The sequence below is a fragment of the Aeromonas aquatilis genome (assembly GCF_054052405.1).
On record NZ_JBSTYP010000002.1, the window covers coordinates 92,962 to 106,656 of the forward strand.

General features: G+C 59.8%; 25 protein-coding genes. 22 read left to right on the plus strand and 3 right to left on the minus strand.

Annotated elements, in window-relative coordinates:
- The first annotated feature begins 4 nt into the window (after positions 1–4).
- From ACW5W8_RS01310 to ACW5W8_RS01340, 7 genes are read left to right on the plus strand one after another with little or no spacing between them, the layout of a single operon-like run.
- Positions 5–253, plus strand: coding sequence for a hypothetical protein (locus ACW5W8_RS01310; protein WP_498626064.1), 249 nt, complete (start codon positions 5–7; stop codon positions 251–253).
- A 2-nt stretch (positions 254–255) separates the two neighbouring features.
- Complete coding sequence (locus tag ACW5W8_RS01315; RefSeq protein ID WP_498626065.1) at positions 256–765, plus strand: hypothetical protein; 510 nt, start codon at positions 256–258, stop codon at positions 763–765.
- A 2-nt stretch (positions 766–767) separates the two neighbouring features.
- Positions 768–1,364, plus strand: coding sequence for a 3'-5' exonuclease (locus ACW5W8_RS01320; RefSeq protein WP_498626067.1), 597 nt, complete (start codon positions 768–770; stop codon positions 1,362–1,364).
- Positions 1,361–1,579 (plus strand): hypothetical protein, encoded by a 219-nt coding sequence (locus tag ACW5W8_RS01325; RefSeq protein WP_498626068.1) that lies wholly within the window; start codon positions 1,361–1,363, stop codon positions 1,577–1,579. The genes ACW5W8_RS01320 and ACW5W8_RS01325 overlap by 4 nt, the downstream gene beginning before the upstream one ends.
- Entirely contained in the window at positions 1,576–1,815 is a 240-nt protein-coding gene (locus tag ACW5W8_RS01330) for a hypothetical protein (protein ID WP_139695740.1), read from the plus strand. Before ACW5W8_RS01325 ends, ACW5W8_RS01330 begins: the two co-directional genes overlap by 4 nt.
- Positions 1,812–1,940 (plus strand): hypothetical protein, encoded by a 129-nt coding sequence (locus tag ACW5W8_RS01335; protein ID WP_275065898.1) that lies wholly within the window; start codon positions 1,812–1,814, stop codon positions 1,938–1,940. Before ACW5W8_RS01330 ends, ACW5W8_RS01335 begins: the two co-directional genes overlap by 4 nt.
- Positions 1,933–2,265, plus strand: coding sequence for a hypothetical protein (locus tag ACW5W8_RS01340; RefSeq protein ID WP_498626070.1), 333 nt, complete (start codon positions 1,933–1,935; stop codon positions 2,263–2,265). The genes ACW5W8_RS01335 and ACW5W8_RS01340 overlap by 8 nt, the downstream gene beginning before the upstream one ends.
- Positions 2,266–2,303: 38 nt before the next feature.
- On the opposite strand, the gene ACW5W8_RS01345 is transcribed toward ACW5W8_RS01340, so the two are convergent.
- The 3 genes from ACW5W8_RS01345 to ACW5W8_RS01355 are packed head-to-tail and all read right to left on the minus strand — an operon-like array spanning position 2,304 to position 5,440.
- Entirely contained in the window at positions 2,304–2,555 is a 252-nt protein-coding gene (locus tag ACW5W8_RS01345; protein WP_101323614.1) for an ogr/Delta-like zinc finger family protein, read from the minus strand.
- A gap of 57 nt (positions 2,556–2,612) precedes the next feature.
- Positions 2,613–3,623: a phage portal protein gene (locus tag ACW5W8_RS01350; protein ID WP_498626072.1), complete on the minus strand. Its 1,011-nt coding sequence runs from the start codon at positions 3,621–3,623 to the stop codon at positions 2,613–2,615.
- A complete protein-coding gene (locus ACW5W8_RS01355; RefSeq protein ID WP_498626073.1) occupies positions 3,620–5,440 on the minus strand; it encodes a terminase large subunit domain-containing protein in 1,821 nt (606 codons plus the stop codon). The genes ACW5W8_RS01350 and ACW5W8_RS01355 overlap by 4 nt, the downstream gene beginning before the upstream one ends.
- 175 nt (positions 5,441–5,615) lie before the next feature.
- Between ACW5W8_RS01355 and ACW5W8_RS01360 the strand changes: the two genes are divergently transcribed.
- The 15 genes from ACW5W8_RS01360 to ACW5W8_RS01430 all read left to right on the plus strand — a co-directional run bounded on the left by ACW5W8_RS01360 (position 5,616) and on the right by ACW5W8_RS01430 (position 13,691).
- Positions 5,616–6,470, plus strand: a complete 855-nt coding sequence (locus tag ACW5W8_RS01360) for a GPO family capsid scaffolding protein (protein ID WP_498626074.1) — start codon at positions 5,616–5,618, stop codon at positions 6,468–6,470.
- A 10-nt stretch (positions 6,471–6,480) separates the two neighbouring features.
- Positions 6,481–7,539 (plus strand): phage major capsid protein, P2 family, encoded by a 1,059-nt coding sequence (locus ACW5W8_RS01365; protein WP_498626075.1) that lies wholly within the window; start codon positions 6,481–6,483, stop codon positions 7,537–7,539.
- A gap of 3 nt (positions 7,540–7,542) precedes the next feature.
- Positions 7,543–8,268: a phage terminase small subunit gene (locus ACW5W8_RS01370; RefSeq protein WP_498626076.1), complete on the plus strand. Its 726-nt coding sequence runs from the start codon at positions 7,543–7,545 to the stop codon at positions 8,266–8,268.
- Positions 8,269–8,394: 126 nt separating this feature from the next.
- A complete protein-coding gene (locus ACW5W8_RS01375) occupies positions 8,395–8,856 on the plus strand; it encodes a head completion/stabilization protein (RefSeq protein WP_139695759.1) in 462 nt (153 codons plus the stop codon).
- Complete coding sequence (locus tag ACW5W8_RS01380; RefSeq protein ID WP_498626077.1) at positions 8,853–9,377, plus strand: phage tail protein; 525 nt, start codon at positions 8,853–8,855, stop codon at positions 9,375–9,377. Before ACW5W8_RS01375 ends, ACW5W8_RS01380 begins: the two co-directional genes overlap by 4 nt.
- Entirely contained in the window at positions 9,374–10,063 is a 690-nt protein-coding gene (locus ACW5W8_RS01385; RefSeq protein ID WP_498626078.1) for a phage virion morphogenesis protein, read from the plus strand. Before ACW5W8_RS01380 ends, ACW5W8_RS01385 begins: the two co-directional genes overlap by 4 nt.
- Positions 10,064–10,067: 4 nt before the next feature.
- Positions 10,068–11,192, plus strand: coding sequence for a DUF2586 domain-containing protein (locus tag ACW5W8_RS01390; protein ID WP_498626079.1), 1,125 nt, complete (start codon positions 10,068–10,070; stop codon positions 11,190–11,192).
- A 3-nt stretch (positions 11,193–11,195) separates the two neighbouring features.
- Complete coding sequence (locus ACW5W8_RS01395; RefSeq protein WP_429194534.1) at positions 11,196–11,651, plus strand: phage protein; 456 nt, start codon at positions 11,196–11,198, stop codon at positions 11,649–11,651.
- Between the two features lie 3 nt (positions 11,652–11,654).
- The gene (locus ACW5W8_RS01400; RefSeq protein WP_139695768.1) at positions 11,655–11,864 is read left to right on the plus strand and encodes a TraR/DksA family transcriptional regulator; all 210 of its coding nucleotides are present in this window, start codon (positions 11,655–11,657) and stop codon (positions 11,862–11,864) included.
- A 21-nt stretch (positions 11,865–11,885) separates the two neighbouring features.
- On the plus strand, positions 11,886–12,200 hold the full coding sequence (locus ACW5W8_RS01405; protein WP_429194532.1) for a phage holin, lambda family: 315 nt from the start codon (positions 11,886–11,888) through the stop codon (positions 12,198–12,200).
- Positions 12,200–12,679 (plus strand): TIGR02594 family protein, encoded by a 480-nt coding sequence (locus tag ACW5W8_RS01410; RefSeq protein WP_498626081.1) that lies wholly within the window; start codon positions 12,200–12,202, stop codon positions 12,677–12,679. The genes ACW5W8_RS01405 and ACW5W8_RS01410 overlap by 1 nt, the downstream gene beginning before the upstream one ends.
- On the plus strand, positions 12,676–13,119 hold the full coding sequence (locus ACW5W8_RS01415; RefSeq protein ID WP_498626082.1) for a hypothetical protein: 444 nt from the start codon (positions 12,676–12,678) through the stop codon (positions 13,117–13,119). The genes ACW5W8_RS01410 and ACW5W8_RS01415 overlap by 4 nt, the downstream gene beginning before the upstream one ends.
- Positions 13,001–13,243 (plus strand): Rz1-like lysis system protein LysC, encoded by a 243-nt coding sequence (gene lysC / locus ACW5W8_RS01420; protein WP_498626083.1) that lies wholly within the window; start codon positions 13,001–13,003, stop codon positions 13,241–13,243. The genes ACW5W8_RS01415 and lysC overlap by 119 nt, the downstream gene beginning before the upstream one ends.
- Positions 13,243–13,506 (plus strand): putative phage tail assembly chaperone, encoded by a 264-nt coding sequence (locus ACW5W8_RS01425; protein ID WP_275930766.1) that lies wholly within the window; start codon positions 13,243–13,245, stop codon positions 13,504–13,506. The genes lysC and ACW5W8_RS01425 overlap by 1 nt, the downstream gene beginning before the upstream one ends.
- Before the next feature lie 44 nt (positions 13,507–13,550).
- Positions 13,551–13,691 carry a DUF6890 family protein gene (locus tag ACW5W8_RS01430; protein ID WP_498626084.1) on the plus strand — a complete coding sequence of 47 codons (141 nt, stop codon included), beginning with the start codon at positions 13,551–13,553 and terminating at the stop codon, positions 13,689–13,691.
- Positions 13,692–13,695: the final 4 nt, after the last annotated feature.

Consider the following 13,695-nt stretch of genomic DNA (forward strand, 5'->3'; position numbering starts at 1 on the left):
AGGTATGCCGAGAGTGATTGTTGATGGTATCGAGTACGCGCCAAGGGCGGATATACCACCGCCGGATAATGACAAAATCATGAACGCCCTCAAGGAGCTGGTGAGCCTCTATTACTTTGGGGACTGGCACAAGGCGCAGGGGCGAGTTTGGGACGCCATCTGCCACATATCACCCGAATTGGCGGAGCTGGTATATCAAAACCCGACAGCTGCCTATGAGTGCCTGTATCCACGGGATAAGCAAGAAGGATAAATATGAACAACCATCACCAGGGCGCCAGCGCCAAGGCCGTCAGCCGCGAAGAATACCGCAGCCTGGATAATCGGGTGACCTGTATCCTGCAGCAACGCTGGCCAGCCAAAGAGATCAGCCAGTGGGTGGGGATGCTCAAGGGCAAACAGCAGTCTGTGGCCTGCGCCATCCTGCGCCGTCGCCACCCTCGCCCCGCGCAGCTGGCTCTGCCGGCCATAGCCCCCGAGGTGCCGAACCCGTTTCAAGCCAGCGCCAACCGCCCCACTGTGCCGGTGCGCTCAGCCGATGGCCGCACTGTCGGCCGCCGCCATATCGTGGACGGGCTCACCCCAGTGGCCATCGACCAGAGCGGCACCATCCGCTGCGCCGTCACCGGCCGCACCCTCTTTATCGCACCGGGCAGCCAAATCGACCGAGCCAACCCGGGCGCCGCCGAACAGCTCAACAAAACATACCAGCCAGCCCTGCACCAGGTAGTGGCTGACCACCGTCAAATCGAAGCAGGAGAGTAACCATGAATAACGTAATGCTGGATCTGGAAACCATGGGCAAGGGCCCACGCGCGGCAATCGTCACCATCGGGGCCGTGTTCTTTGACCCGATGACAGGTGAACTGGGCGCCGAGTTTGAGGCGCATATCGACCTGAACGATAGTGCCCGCTTCGGAGAGATGGACCCTGACACAATGCTGTGGTGGCTGGGGAAAAGTGACGATGCCAGGGCGGCTCTCAAGCCATCAGGAAAACACCAGCCGTTAAATGATGCGCTTTGGGGGCTCTACGAATGGATGGTGAACGGAAGCGAAGGAAACGACGGAAACCTGAATGTGTGGGGGAACGGAACCAGTTTTGACAATGTGATCCTGCGCAATGCCTGCCAGCAAACTCGAGTGCCACCCGCGTGGCGTTACTGGAACGACCGGGACGTGCGCACCGTTGTTGATATGGGGCGTGACCTGCTGGGCTTTGACCCTAAGAAAGACATGCCATTCGAGGGCGTGGCCCATCGCGCTCTGGACGACGCCAAGCATCAGGCCCGCTACGTAAGTGCCATCTATCAGCGAATGCAGGCAGCGATTAACGGCTACGGCATGGTAGGGGGTGCGGCATGAGAGACCCACGCAAAAATCCGGTACCGGGTGACGTGCTCACCCGCTTCGCTACCACCAGGGAAGTGACGGCCACCAAGCAGAACGAGCGCAGCACCGTCACCCATGTGGTGTACCGCCATCCGGCAGTTGACCTGCCAGAGACAGAAGCCACCATCGCCAGCTGGCGGGGGTGGGCAAAGCAGGATGCCATGGTAGTCAGGGAGGGAACGGCATGAAACTGACTATACCAATCACCCCCATGATGCGAGTTCAGCTGCTCCATGCAGAGAACATCGAGCTTGAGATGCCAGAGCCAGAAAGCCCGTGCAAAGAGTTGCTGGAAGCGCTGAAGCTGTATGAATCATATTGGGAACATAGAATTGGGGTTGTCGGGACTCTATCCAATATGGAAAGCATGATCCGGAATAGCGGGCGCACTGCCATTGCCAAAGCAGAAGGGCGTGAGACATGAGCAACCATATCGACCCGCTCGGCATCATATGGCTGATCGGCCACGTGCTGTTTTATCTGATCGTCATTCCGGACTTGTGGCGCCGTTGCGGATGGGGAAGACAGAAGGGGGCAAGGGATGAATGACGCCACCAAGCGCAAGCAGGCCCAGCGGGCCAGACGGGCGGCTCTCGGTATCAAGCGTGTCGAGGTGGCGCTCTCAGAGCGGGAGCGCCAGCAGCTGGACCACCTGCGCATCGCTCGCGCTGGCAGCGGTGAACCCTACTCAGTAGACGAGTACATCAGCACCCTGATCCGGCGGGACTGGGAGAAGTGGCTGGAACAGGAGGCCGAGCTGAAACAACAGACCTGCCCCAACTGCGACTGTGCACTGCCGCAAGGATGCGGCGGCGTATTCACGGGCCAAGCCGAATGCTGGCACACCCAGGGCGACAAGGAACTGGCCTTGTAAGGGTGAATATGATCGGGAAGGGGAAAATAAAGAGGGCGCTATTGCGCCCTCAATCCATTCAGTACCATCTGCCGCCCCTCTGGCGTGAGTGAACCAACAAGGTTCAATACCAGCTGGCTCGCCGTTCTCGATGAGGGGCTCAGGGGATGCGAATAAGATAGGCACGCAACCCAGCTGTGGCCGCACTCCGCATCTGTGCACTGACAATAAAGGTCAGAAACATCAGGGCTGAGCTTATTGGTCTTGGTAATGCGACCACGCTGGCCACACTCTTTGCAATACACCCGCATCACATCCCCCTTTCTCTTATAAATCAACGAGCTATTATGCCACAAGACACTGTTTATTTATACAGTTGAACCTATCGTTTCCCGAAAATCGACCCATAGCGCACGGGGCAAACCAGCACTGTTTATCGAGTCCTGCACCAGCTCGCACAGGGGCAGCACCTCGTTGCGGGCATAGGTGGCGTCATACTTCTCGGGGTCACCCAAACCACCGCCGCCATTGGTCGGAATGATACCGGCCAGCGCCGCCGGGAAGCGGTGACTGGTCAGCACGTCCTGAGCGGTGATCCCCTTGATGGCCGCGAACTCATCCTTGGTTGCGATATCCCCCACCGGGATCAGCTTGATGCCATCAGGCTTGCCGTCCGGAATGTTGACGAACATCGAGCGGAAGTTACCAACACCCTTGGAGTTGGCGATCATCTGCTTCATCTCCTCCTCGGTGTCATCGTCCATGTTCGGGTCTGTGGCGTAGAAGATGAACCCCATATGGGCACCATTGAGGAAGTATTTGCGGCGGAACAGGGTGGCATCCTGGTTGAGCAGGGCCGACTGCAAGCCGCCAAGATAATCGGGCATGCCATAGACCTGCTGCTCGGGATCGTACTGGGCCAGCCAAATCACATCCTCGGGGCGATAGATGATGCTCGGCTTGCCCTGCTGCAGATAGACAAAGCACCCGTCAGCACGGCGGCGCAGGTAGACGCTGGAGAGCGGATGCAGGGCGACCACTTGCCCGAAGGCGTTGCGCAGCTTGAGCAGGCCACCGTCACCGAATTGCAGGTAATTGTGCACGTAGGCGGTGATGACATTGCGCTGTGTGGTGAAGCGACCAGCCACCATATTGCGCCTCGCCATCAGGATCGCCCCGTGGTGGGCGTTGGCCCGTGCCACCTTGGCCAGCCCCTTGCGATCAATGGGCGGCTGGTAATATTCCCCGTAGGGATTGAAGAAAACGCCGGTGTAATCGGTCATCCAGGCCGTGGGGTCGATGGCCTCCGGCAAGCTGAACGCCACGGCGCTCTTTGCGGGTGTGGCCACCTTGGCCTGTGGTTGCTGTCGTTTGGTCATGCTGCCTTCTTCTGCTGGCTGGTTGTCCAGGTGGATTTACGTTTGCGGTTGGTATCGAGCGGCTCGTTGGCCACGGCGTGGGCAATGGCAAAAAATACATCAGCGTGTCCGGTCACGTTGTCCCGAGCGGCGCGGAACGTCATCTGGCCGCCGCCGGTGGTGCTGCGCTTGATGGCAAGGAACGCCAGCGGGATATCCCGATCCGAGCCGTCCCACTCGATGCGGTTCGCCTCCACCACATCGATCATCTTGAGTACCAGCCGCGATTTGCTCTCGATGCTGTAGTTGATGGGGTGGCACACCCCTTTGAACTCAGGTTTCAACAGGTCATAGACCCCTGAGCCAATGCCGGACACATCGACCCCCAGATAAGTGACCCTGAACTTCTTGGCAATGCGCACGATCTCGCCTGCCTGAAACTGGAAATTTAGCCCGCGCCAGTAGTGCTTCTCCAGCACCCGAAAGCGCTCACCAGCCACCATCGGCGGGGCAACCACCACCAGGGTGGCATTGTCGCGGGTGCGGCTCGGGTCGTAGCCCATCCACACCTCACGCCGCCCAAACGGGTCAGGCCGCCCGGGCTTGTAGTCCTCCCACCGGCTCGGATCCACCCCTGCCCGCTCCATATCCTGGAACTTGAACACCGACAGGGCATCATCGATAAACCGGCACATGTAGAGGCGATCGAACACCTCTTCGGGGTACTCGTCCTTGAGCTCCTCGATGTCGATGAGGTGGCAGCCAAGCCGAATGGCGTCCTCGATGGTGATGACGTAGCGCCACTGCCGATCCGGACAGACGCGGCCGCCGTCGCGCAGGTCGTCCTCACCAGGGAAGTCGATAGCCTGCCGACTTGGGCGAGTACCCTTCCAGCGATCCCCCGTCCAGAATCGATATGCTTCGTGGGTCTTGCTCGATGGAGTCGAGAAAAAGGTCTTGCGCCAGTGGCTCTGGGTCGCCATGGCGCTGGCCACGTCTGACAGCTTCTCGAAGCCGGGGATCCAGAAATACTCATCGATGTAGACGTTGCCGGAGCGGGACTGCGCACTGTTGGAGTTGGTCGAGCAGAAGTGCAGTTCGGCCCCGTTCGACAGGACGATGGGGTTACCGGTAAGGGTGACACCGAGGAAAGTCTGGGCAATCTTGCAGATGTAGGAGCGGAACACCTCCGCCTGGGCGCGGGTAGCAGACAGGAATATCTGGTTGCCGCCGGTCAGTACCGCATCTTCCAGCGCCTCACCGGCGAAGTAGTAGGTCATGCCGACCTGACGGGATTTCAGAATGTTACGGGTGCGCGGCAATGCCGGGTCGTTCTTGGCCTCGCGACAGCGCAGCTGATAGCCAAACAGGGTGCCAAGCCACTCGGCAAAGTCGGCCTCAGTGAGGTGGCCGATCTCGTTCTTGCCCTTCTTGCCGCCCTTCCCTTTGCGGCCGCCGCCATCCTGCCCGCCCCTGCTGCGCGGGGAGCGGTCGGGGGCGGGCTCGTCACCGGATTCAATGCGGGCGGTGAGGGCATGCTGCCGCTCTGCCCGTTTCAGGGCTTTCTCTTTCAGGCTGACATGGTGGCCGACCAGCCGGTCGATTTCGTCGAGCTCCTCGGCGGTTTTCTTCTCTCGCCCCAGCAGATAGTGCAGGCGGCGGGCAATAGCATCCTCTACCGCTTCGTCGGTCAACAGGTCGCGCCAGCCGTATTTCTCGGCCCAGAAGTAGACTACCCTGCAGGAGTTAAGGCCCAGTTCGTCCTTGATCTCCTGAGGGGTCCAGCGCTTAAGATACAGACCCCGCGCAGCATTGCGGAGCTCTTCGGGATACGCCACGGCGCCTCCATCTTGTGAATGATGGCGCCATCATAGCCAGCCACCCGCCCCCACTTATCGCCCTGATGTTCCAACCAATTCGGATATCCCCACGGATCCGAATCGCCTTGAACACAACCGGATGAATACCCCTTGCCGACCCGATAGCCTGAGCCCGTATCAATTGGGAGCAGGCATGAACACATCAACCTTGAGAACTGGCTGGGTCTGTATCGCCAACGAAGGGACAACCGTCGATGGTCGGGAGATTACTGCCGCTTGGCTGACTGACATGGCCGAGACCTACGATCCGGAATACTACACCGCACTGATTTGGCCTGATCACGACCGCTGGTCGAACTTCGGCTATGTACAGGAACTGAAGACTGAAGTCGTTGATGGCAAGCTCAAGCTGTTCGCCATCCTGAGCCCGACTCGTGATCTGGTTTATTACAACCAGGTTGGCCAATACCAGTTCTGTTCCATCGAGCCGCAAGAGCAATTTGCCGATCTGGGACGCACCTACCTGCGCGGTCTCGGCGTTACCGATGAGCCAGCCAGCACCGGCACCACCCACCTGAAGTTCAAAGACAAGAGTGGCAAATCTCGCCTGATTGGCACCAGTGAGCCGCTGGATCTCTCCACCTTCAAACTGCCAAAGAACGAAAAAGCTGACGGTCTAATCGCCAAGTTTTTCAGCTTCTTGGCCAGCCATGGTGAACAGGAAACCAAACCTACCCCCAGCCATCCAGAGGATGAGGAAATGACCAAAGAACAGTTCGACCAGTTGCTGGGTGCCGTCACCGGCCTTGGCACCAAGATCGAAGGCTTTAGCGCGAAGCTGGAAGCAAAACCGGAAGTAAAGCCAGAACAGGTTACTGAACAGAAAGAAGAAGACGACGACAAGTTCAGCAAGCTGAACGAGACCATCACCGGTCTGGCCGCCACAGTCGGCGAGATGAAAGGCCAGATCGACAAGTTCTCCGCCGAGGTGCCGGGTCAGCGACCTGATGCGCTCGGCGGTGACGACACCACCTATAACATTTGCTAAGGAGCATTCAGTGAGCCAAACCCTGACCGTTCAGGCCGAACAGCGCCTGAGCAAATACTGCGATGCCCTGGCAAAAGCCTATGGCATCAACATCACCAAGCTGAATAAACAGTTCAGCGTCACCGGGCCGATTGAGACGACCCTACGCTCTGCCCTGCTCGCCTCGGTCGAATTCCTCGGCATGATCACCTGTTTGGACGTAGACCAGATCAAGGGCCAAGTGGTGCAGGTCGGCGTCGGCAAGCTCTATACCGGTCGTAAAAAAGGCGGCCGCTTCAAGGGCAAGGTCGGCGTGGATGGCAATACCTACGAGCTGACCGAGACCGACTCTTGCGCATCTCTCGACTGGTCAACCCTCTGCACCTGGGCAAATGCTGGTAGCGAAGGCGAGTTCATCAAGCTGGTTGGTGAGTTCGTCAACACCGCATTCGCTCTCGATATGCTGCGGGTAGGCTGGAATGGTGTGTCAGCTGCTGACAACACCGATCCGGACGCTCACCCGCTCGGCGAAGACGTCAACAAGGGTTGGCACCAGATCGCCCGCGAGTGGGACGGTGGCAGCCAGATCATCAATGCCGAAGCGGGCAAGAAGATCTACTTCGACCCGGACGGCAAGGGCGATTACAAGACCCTGGACGAAATGGCGTCTGACCTGATCAACACCACTATCGATCCGCTGTTCCAGCAAGACCCCCGTCTGGTGGTGCTGGTCGGTACCGATCTGGTAGCCGCAGCTCAGGCCAAGCTCTACAGCGAAGCCACCAAGCCGAGCGAACAGATCGCCGCCCAGCAGCTGGCCAAGTCCATTGCCGGTCGCAAGGCGATGATCCCGCCGTTCTTCCCGGGCAAGCGGATGGTGGTCACCACCCTGGACAACCTGCACTGCTACACCCAGCGCGGTACCCGCAAGCGCAAGGCCGACGATAACCAGGACTCCAAGAGCTTCGATAACCAGTACTGGCGGATGGAAGGTTATGCCCTGGGCGAGCACAAAGCCTATGGCGGCTTTGAAGAGGCGGACATTGTGATCGGTGCGGCTCCTGCGGCTCCCGCAGAAGCGGGTGCGTAAACCATGAGCTCACCCGGTCAGCGTCACAAGCAGCGCGTGCAAGCCATGCAGGGGGCCGAACAGGCCGCCTGCACTGGCGTGGCCACCGGTGCGGTGGCTGACAGCCTGCACCTGCAAATGATTGCCCTGGAACAGGACATCGTTCGCCTGCGCAAGCTGGCCCGCATTGGGGACCGGGTGAACATGAAGCGGGACGAGCTGATGCCCAAATACCGCCCCTATGTGGAGCGGTATCTGGCCAGCGTGGCCGAGTCCGGCCAGTCCTACCAGAACGAGCTGTTTCAGCGGCTGGTGATCTGGGCCTTCGATGTGGGCGACTTCGACACCGGGATCGCCTGGGCCGAGCTCGCCATCATCCAGGGCCAGCGCTCCCCGAACAACATCAAGCGCGACTGGGCCCACTTCGTGGCCGACACCGTGCTGGAGTGGGCCGAGAAGCAGGCCGCAGAAGGTCACGCCGTCGATCCATGGTTCTCTCGGGTGTTCGACAAGGTGCGCAACGACTGGCGCCTCAACGAGAAGCTGACCGCCAAGTGGTTCAAGGCTGCGGGTTGCCTGCTACTGCGCGACCACGACGGCCAGCCCAGACCGAGTGCCGTGGGTGACAGCGCCACTCTGGAGCAGGCCGCCCACTGGCTGCTCCAGGCCGAGAAGCTGCACAGCAAAGTGGGGGTAAACACCCTGCTGCTCAAAATTGCCATGCGCCTGCGGGCGCTGAATCCGGAATAAAAAGCCGGAGCAATAAGACTCTCCGCGCCACCGCACCCCGGCGCGAATGCCATGGGCAGCCTTTGGCTAACCCTTCGGCAATTGCGTGGCTACAGGGGTGCCCCAATTCAACCAGCGAGGTCAGTGATGTTTGCAGGCAAGGATATCGACTACAGCGCAGCCACTATCCGCAATGACGGGTTTTGGCCTGATGTGGCCGTGGCCGACTTCGAGCGCCGCCGCGCCCTGCCTGCCGACCTCGACCAACAGACCACCGGCGCCGCCCTGCTGGCTGCCGTCTCTGAAATCAACCTGCAACTGGCGATGCGTCAGGCCGCGCTGATGGCCGAGGGCTACGCCAGCGCCGCCGATGTGCCGGGGCCGAGCCTTGAGGGCGGCACCAATGCCCTGACCGAGCAGTATCTGGCAGCCGTGTTTGCCCGTGCCAAAGCCGCCTTGCTGCCGGAGTTCGCCAGCGTCACCGAGCGGGCCGCCGCCAACAACCAGGTAGAGCGATCCCCAGACCAACGCGCCCAGCTGCTGGCCGAAAGTCAGCAACTGGTGCGCAACATCAAGGGAAAGCGCCGTGCGGGGGTGTCGTTGATATGAGCGCAGGCGTTAACGAACAGCAGGCCCAGGGCTATTTCCTCCATGCCCTGCATGCCGAGATCAAGCGGGTGCTGCCAGCCAAGTGCCACAAGCATCTGGATAGCTGGATGGAGAACGGCACCATCCGGCTGGAACCCAAGAACATGGGCCCCACCGGGGTGGATGTGGCATGGCTCACTTATCAGGCGGTGTTCACCGTCGAGCAACTGCCGTTTCGCGAACTGGATCCGGCCATCGTGCTGGCCTCGGTGGCCACATGGGTGCAGGAGAATGACGAGTTTCGCGAGCGGTTCGATCTGGCCGATCCCGAGTACGCCGTCACCCCGAACGATGAGAAGACCGCCGATCTCGAGATCCAGCTCGCCTTTACCGAACCGCTGCGCCTGATCGAGAACCCGAGCGGCCCCATCAACTGGATGGGCAAACGCTGGAACGTGGCCCCGTATGAAATCTGGGTGGCCGAGCACATCGATATGAACGTCGGTGACACCGGCCATCACCAGGTAAGTGGTCAGTCATGATCACCATCACCATCGACACCATACCGGTAAAGGAGCAGCTAAAGCTGTTGGAAATGCCAGCCAAGAAGCGCCAGCGGCTGGTGTGGCGGGCAGCAGAAAACTTACGGATTGCGGCAAAGAGCAACATCCAGAAGCAACAGGACTGGAATGGCCGCTCATGGGCTCCAAGGAAGCATGGCCGCCGCAAGATGCTGATGGGCATGCGAAAGCTGATCGTGATCACCGAAAAGCCGCAGCAGAACTTGGCCAAGCTCAGATTTGAGGGCGGTGCATATGGTGTGCATCCGGGGATAGTCGCCGGGGCTCATCAGTCAGGGCATACCTACAAGGTCAACCATGTCAGCCGTCTAAAGGTGAAGCCTAATGGCGCCGGAAAAGACATGGCTTCGACTAAGAGGCAGGCCCGCAAACTGCGGGAACTGGGGTTCAAACGTCCGGGTAAGCGCAAAGGAACATACCGCTCTGCATCCATTGGCTGGATAACCGAGAACATCAATTACGCCCAGGCGGGGTTGCTGATCAAGAAGTTGAAGGGTGACCCCAGAAAAACAAATTGGGATGTAACTCTGCCAGCCCGCCCGTTCCTCGGCGCCAACACCAAGCAACGAGAGCAAGCCTTTGCCCGTGCCCTGCAAAGCATCAACTACGGCTGGGACGTCAACAAGCAAGAGATGAAGAGGAAATAACGCCATGTGGCCTTATGTACAGATCAACAACAAGAACCAGATGCAGGGGCCAGTGACGGAAGTCGAGCGTCACCTGCTGTTCATCGGTACCGCGCCGACCAATACCGGCAAGCTGCTCTCCATCAACACCCAGAGCGACTTCGACAAGCTGCTGGGCGAGGCCGACAGCGAGCTGAAAACCAACCTGCTCGCCGCCATGGTCAACGCCGGTCAGAACTGGACGGCCGCCGCCTTTGTGCTGCCGACTGACATGGACTGGAAAGATGCCGTCCGCGAGGCCCAGAAAACCCAATCCTTCGAGGGCTGTGTGGTACTGGGTCAGGAGTGGGACGAAGCGAAAATCAACGCGGCCCACGCTCTCAACCAGGAGCTGATCGCCAAGTGGGGTCGCTGGCAGTTCATGCTGTTGGCCGTTGCTGGCATCGTCACCACCCTCGAAGGCGGCCAGGACTGGAGCGAGTACGAGGCCGAACTGGCCGCGCTGCAAGATGGCATCAAAGCGGAATCCGTCACCCTGCTGCCGCAGCTGTGGCCGAACCTCGCCGGGGCCTACGCCGGTCGCCTCTGCAACCGTGCGGTGAGCATTGCCGATACCCCTTGCCGGGTGCAGACCGGCGCTTTGGTTGGGCTGGATAACAAGCCCAAGGACAAAGACGGCACCGAGCTGCCGCTGGCCACCCTGCAAACCCTCGAACAGAACCGCTATTCGGTGCCGATGTGGTACCCGGACTATGACGGCATCTATTGGGCAGATGGTCGCGCCCTGGACGCCGAAGGCGGCGACTACCAGGTGATCGAAAACCTGCGGGTGGTCTACAAGGTAGCCCGCCGGATGCGCCTGCGCGCCATTGCCCGCATCGGCGATCGCTCGTTCAACTCCACTCCGGGCAGTACCGCCGCCGCCATCATGTACATCGGTAAAGACCTGCGCACCATGGCCAAGGCAACCACCATCGATGGTAAGCCGTTCCCGGGCGATATCGCCTCACCCAAGGATGGCGATATCACCATCCAGTGGATCGATAAAAACCACGTTTCCATCTACGTGAAAGTCCGCACCGTGGACTGCCCCAAGGGCATCGATATCAACATCATGCTCGATTTGAGCCTCAACAACGGGGAGGGCTAACCCATGACCAGACGCATTTCAGGCCAGAGCTTTGACGTAGAGCTGATGGGCACCATGGTGCACGTCGAGAAGGCCAGCCTCTCCATCACCGACAACAGCGCTGTGGCCCAGACCCGTGGCATCCCTGACGGCTATATCGATGGTGATGTGGCGGCCGAGCTGGAGTTCGAGCTCGATGCCAAGAACTTCAAACTACTGAGCGATGCGGCCAAGCGGGCCGGTAGCTGGCGCGGGATGAAGCCGGAAGATGTGCTGTTCTACGCCGACACCGGTGACGAGGCCATGAAGGTGGAAGTATTCGGCGTGAAGCTGCTGATCGCAGACCTGCTCGATCTCGACCCCAAGGGTGGTAGCAAGGCGGTAAACAAGATCAAGGGCTTCGTTACCTCCCCTGACTTCATCCACATCGATGGCGTGCCGTACCTCTCCGAAGACGACACCCGCCACATGAAGGGCTAACGGATGGATCTGATCGACCGTGCCACCCAACACGCCGAGCGGATGCTGGCGGCCCAGCTGGATAACCAGCTCGGCCGCAGTCACCACCAGGGCGAGAGCCTTCACCACTGCGAAGAGTGCGGCGATCCGATCCCGGAAGCGCGCCGCCAGCATGTGCCGGGTGTGCGCCTGTGCGTCAGCTGCAAAAGCCGCTCCGAACGGCGCGGACAATAACGAGAACGGGATATGAACCCTATGCCAAACAAAGACCCCACCCTCTGGGCCGCCCTGCTGGCCTGGTTGATGGACAACTGGCCCGCCGTTTCCGGGGCTCTGCTGGCGTTGAGCATTTCATTTATGCGCATCACCTATGACGGCGGCAGCGGGCGCCGCCGTCTGATCGAATCAACCATGTGCGGCCTGATCACCTTGGCCGCCTCATCCGGTACCACTCTGCTGGGCGTCCCCTATGAGGCGTCCCCCCTTATCGGCGGAATGGTGGGGCTGCTCGGGATAGACATCATCCGCGAGCGGGCCAAGTTGGTGTTCAACAAGAAGGAGGAGGGCTGATGGCTCTGCGCTGGATTAACGAGGCTCGCAAGTTCTTGGGCCTGAAAGAGATCAAAGGGTCGAAGCATGCTCAGGAAATTCTGGACATGTGGAAAGCCATCAAGCGGGGCGGCATCAAAGACGATGAAACCCCATGGTGCGCCGCCTTCGTGGGCGCTTGCCTGGAACGGGTTGGCATCCAGTCTACCCGCTTCGAGAGCGCCAAAAGCTATCTGGGTTGGGGCGAAAAACTGGATCGCCCGGTGCTCGGCTGTGTGGTCGTGTTCAGCCGTGACGGCGGCGGCCATGTGGGCTTCGTGGTCGGACAGTCACCCTCTGGCAACTTGCTGGTGCTGGGTGGCAACCAAGACGATGCCGTGAACGTGAGAGAGTTTCCGCTCAGCAGAAAGCCAAGTTATCGCTGGCCGCTCAATGAGCCGCTGCCAGTGGGTGATCTGCCTGTTGGTACTCCGGCCCAGCTGTCGATGGGTGAAGCATGAACATCATCAAGGAGTTGTTCTCCAACGTGCTGTTCGTACTGGTGCTGGTCCTGCTGGTAACCATACGAGCAGGCTATGGGGTGCTAAAAGAACGCACCAAGGCTCTGGCTGATGCCGACAGCACCATCAGCACCTTGCAGTTGGCTAACCAGTTGATGGCCGAAGACCTCGAAACTCTCTCGAAGAAGGAATCGGGCTTGCGCGCCCTGCTTGAACACCAGAACGCCGCCTTGGCCGATCTCGATCAACAGAACAGGAAGACCGCCGATGAACTGCAACAAGCGTTGGCCACGCCCCCGGAAGGCCGCCCGAACTGCGCTAGTGAGCCTCTGCCTGTTGGCGCTCTGCGCCTGCTCCAGCCAGCCAACAACCGTGGTGCAAACCAAGGTGGTCAAGCGGCTACCGCCGCCGGGGCTGGTGCCAAACTGCCCGGAACCTGAGTTCACGGGGGCGACCTACGGCGATGCCGTGCGGTTTATCCCCACCCTGCAGACGGCCATGCGCCGCTGCCAAACCAAAATCAACACCCTGAACCACTGGATTGAACAAGAGGAAAACAACTAATGGCAACACCAATCATCACCCTTGAAGTAGCCGGTAAAGAGCTCAAGTTCGCCCCCACCATGGTGGCCTATAACAGCCTGCTCAACGGCATGATGCCCAATGACAAGGTGGCACCGACCCACAACTATCTGAAAAAGATCGTCTGCCAGGAGAGCAAGGACGATCTGGATGAGCTGCTGAAAATGCCGGGTGCCGCCATGCAGCTGGCTGGAGCCATCAATTCGAAGTTCGTACCTGCACTGGAAATCACCGTAAAAAACTGACGGCGCGCGCCGAGGCCATCGAGCGCAATTCGATTGAGCAGGTGATGGCGCTGCGGCGCCACTACCTGCCACACGAAGATGACGATCTCGATAACCTCGCCCGCGCCATCTGGTTAGACAAGCACAGTAGAGAGTCCAACGCCGCCGCTGTGGCCGAGGGCATCGTAAAAGCATTCAACGGATAGCGAC

Excerpts from the sequence above, each read along its gene's own strand:
- ACW5W8_RS01360 (WP_498626074.1), top strand. The coding sequence starts at position 5,616 with ATGAACACATCAACCTTGAGAACTGGCTGGGTCTGTATCGCCAACGAA.
- ACW5W8_RS01385 (WP_498626078.1), top strand. The coding sequence starts at position 9,374 with ATGATCACCATCACCATCGACACCATACCGGTAAAGGAGCAGCTAAAG.
- ACW5W8_RS01380 (WP_498626077.1), top strand. The coding sequence starts at position 8,853 with ATGAGCGCAGGCGTTAACGAACAGCAGGCCCAGGGCTATTTCCTCCAT.
- ACW5W8_RS01395 (WP_429194534.1), top strand. The coding sequence starts at position 11,196 with ATGACCAGACGCATTTCAGGCCAGAGCTTTGACGTAGAGCTGATGGGC.
- ACW5W8_RS01335 (WP_275065898.1), top strand. The coding sequence starts at position 1,812 with ATGAGCAACCATATCGACCCGCTCGGCATCATATGGCTGATCGGCCAC.
- ACW5W8_RS01375 (WP_139695759.1), top strand. The coding sequence starts at position 8,395 with ATGTTTGCAGGCAAGGATATCGACTACAGCGCAGCCACTATCCGCAAT.
- ACW5W8_RS01390 (WP_498626079.1), top strand. The coding sequence starts at position 10,068 with ATGTGGCCTTATGTACAGATCAACAACAAGAACCAGATGCAGGGGCCA.
- ACW5W8_RS01340 (WP_498626070.1), top strand. The coding sequence starts at position 1,933 with ATGAATGACGCCACCAAGCGCAAGCAGGCCCAGCGGGCCAGACGGGCG.
- ACW5W8_RS01410 (WP_498626081.1), top strand. The coding sequence starts at position 12,200 with ATGGCTCTGCGCTGGATTAACGAGGCTCGCAAGTTCTTGGGCCTGAAA.
- ACW5W8_RS01315 (WP_498626065.1), top strand. The coding sequence starts at position 256 with ATGAACAACCATCACCAGGGCGCCAGCGCCAAGGCCGTCAGCCGCGAA.
- ACW5W8_RS01415 (WP_498626082.1), top strand. The coding sequence starts at position 12,676 with ATGAACATCATCAAGGAGTTGTTCTCCAACGTGCTGTTCGTACTGGTG.
- ACW5W8_RS01405 (WP_429194532.1), top strand. The coding sequence starts at position 11,886 with ATGCCAAACAAAGACCCCACCCTCTGGGCCGCCCTGCTGGCCTGGTTG.
- ACW5W8_RS01350 (WP_498626072.1), bottom strand. The coding sequence starts at position 3,623 with ATGACCAAACGACAGCAACCACAGGCCAAGGTGGCCACACCCGCAAAG.
- ACW5W8_RS01320 (WP_498626067.1), top strand. The coding sequence starts at position 768 with ATGAATAACGTAATGCTGGATCTGGAAACCATGGGCAAGGGCCCACGC.
- ACW5W8_RS01430 (WP_498626084.1), top strand. The coding sequence starts at position 13,551 with ATGGCGCTGCGGCGCCACTACCTGCCACACGAAGATGACGATCTCGAT.
- ACW5W8_RS01345 (WP_101323614.1), bottom strand. The coding sequence starts at position 2,555 with ATGCGGGTGTATTGCAAAGAGTGTGGCCAGCGTGGTCGCATTACCAAG.
- ACW5W8_RS01370 (WP_498626076.1), top strand. The coding sequence starts at position 7,543 with ATGAGCTCACCCGGTCAGCGTCACAAGCAGCGCGTGCAAGCCATGCAG.
- ACW5W8_RS01425 (WP_275930766.1), top strand. The coding sequence starts at position 13,243 with ATGGCAACACCAATCATCACCCTTGAAGTAGCCGGTAAAGAGCTCAAG.
- ACW5W8_RS01400 (WP_139695768.1), top strand. The coding sequence starts at position 11,655 with ATGGATCTGATCGACCGTGCCACCCAACACGCCGAGCGGATGCTGGCG.
- ACW5W8_RS01310 (WP_498626064.1), top strand. The coding sequence starts at position 5 with ATGCCGAGAGTGATTGTTGATGGTATCGAGTACGCGCCAAGGGCGGAT.
- ACW5W8_RS01330 (WP_139695740.1), top strand. The coding sequence starts at position 1,576 with ATGAAACTGACTATACCAATCACCCCCATGATGCGAGTTCAGCTGCTC.
- ACW5W8_RS01325 (WP_498626068.1), top strand. The coding sequence starts at position 1,361 with ATGAGAGACCCACGCAAAAATCCGGTACCGGGTGACGTGCTCACCCGC.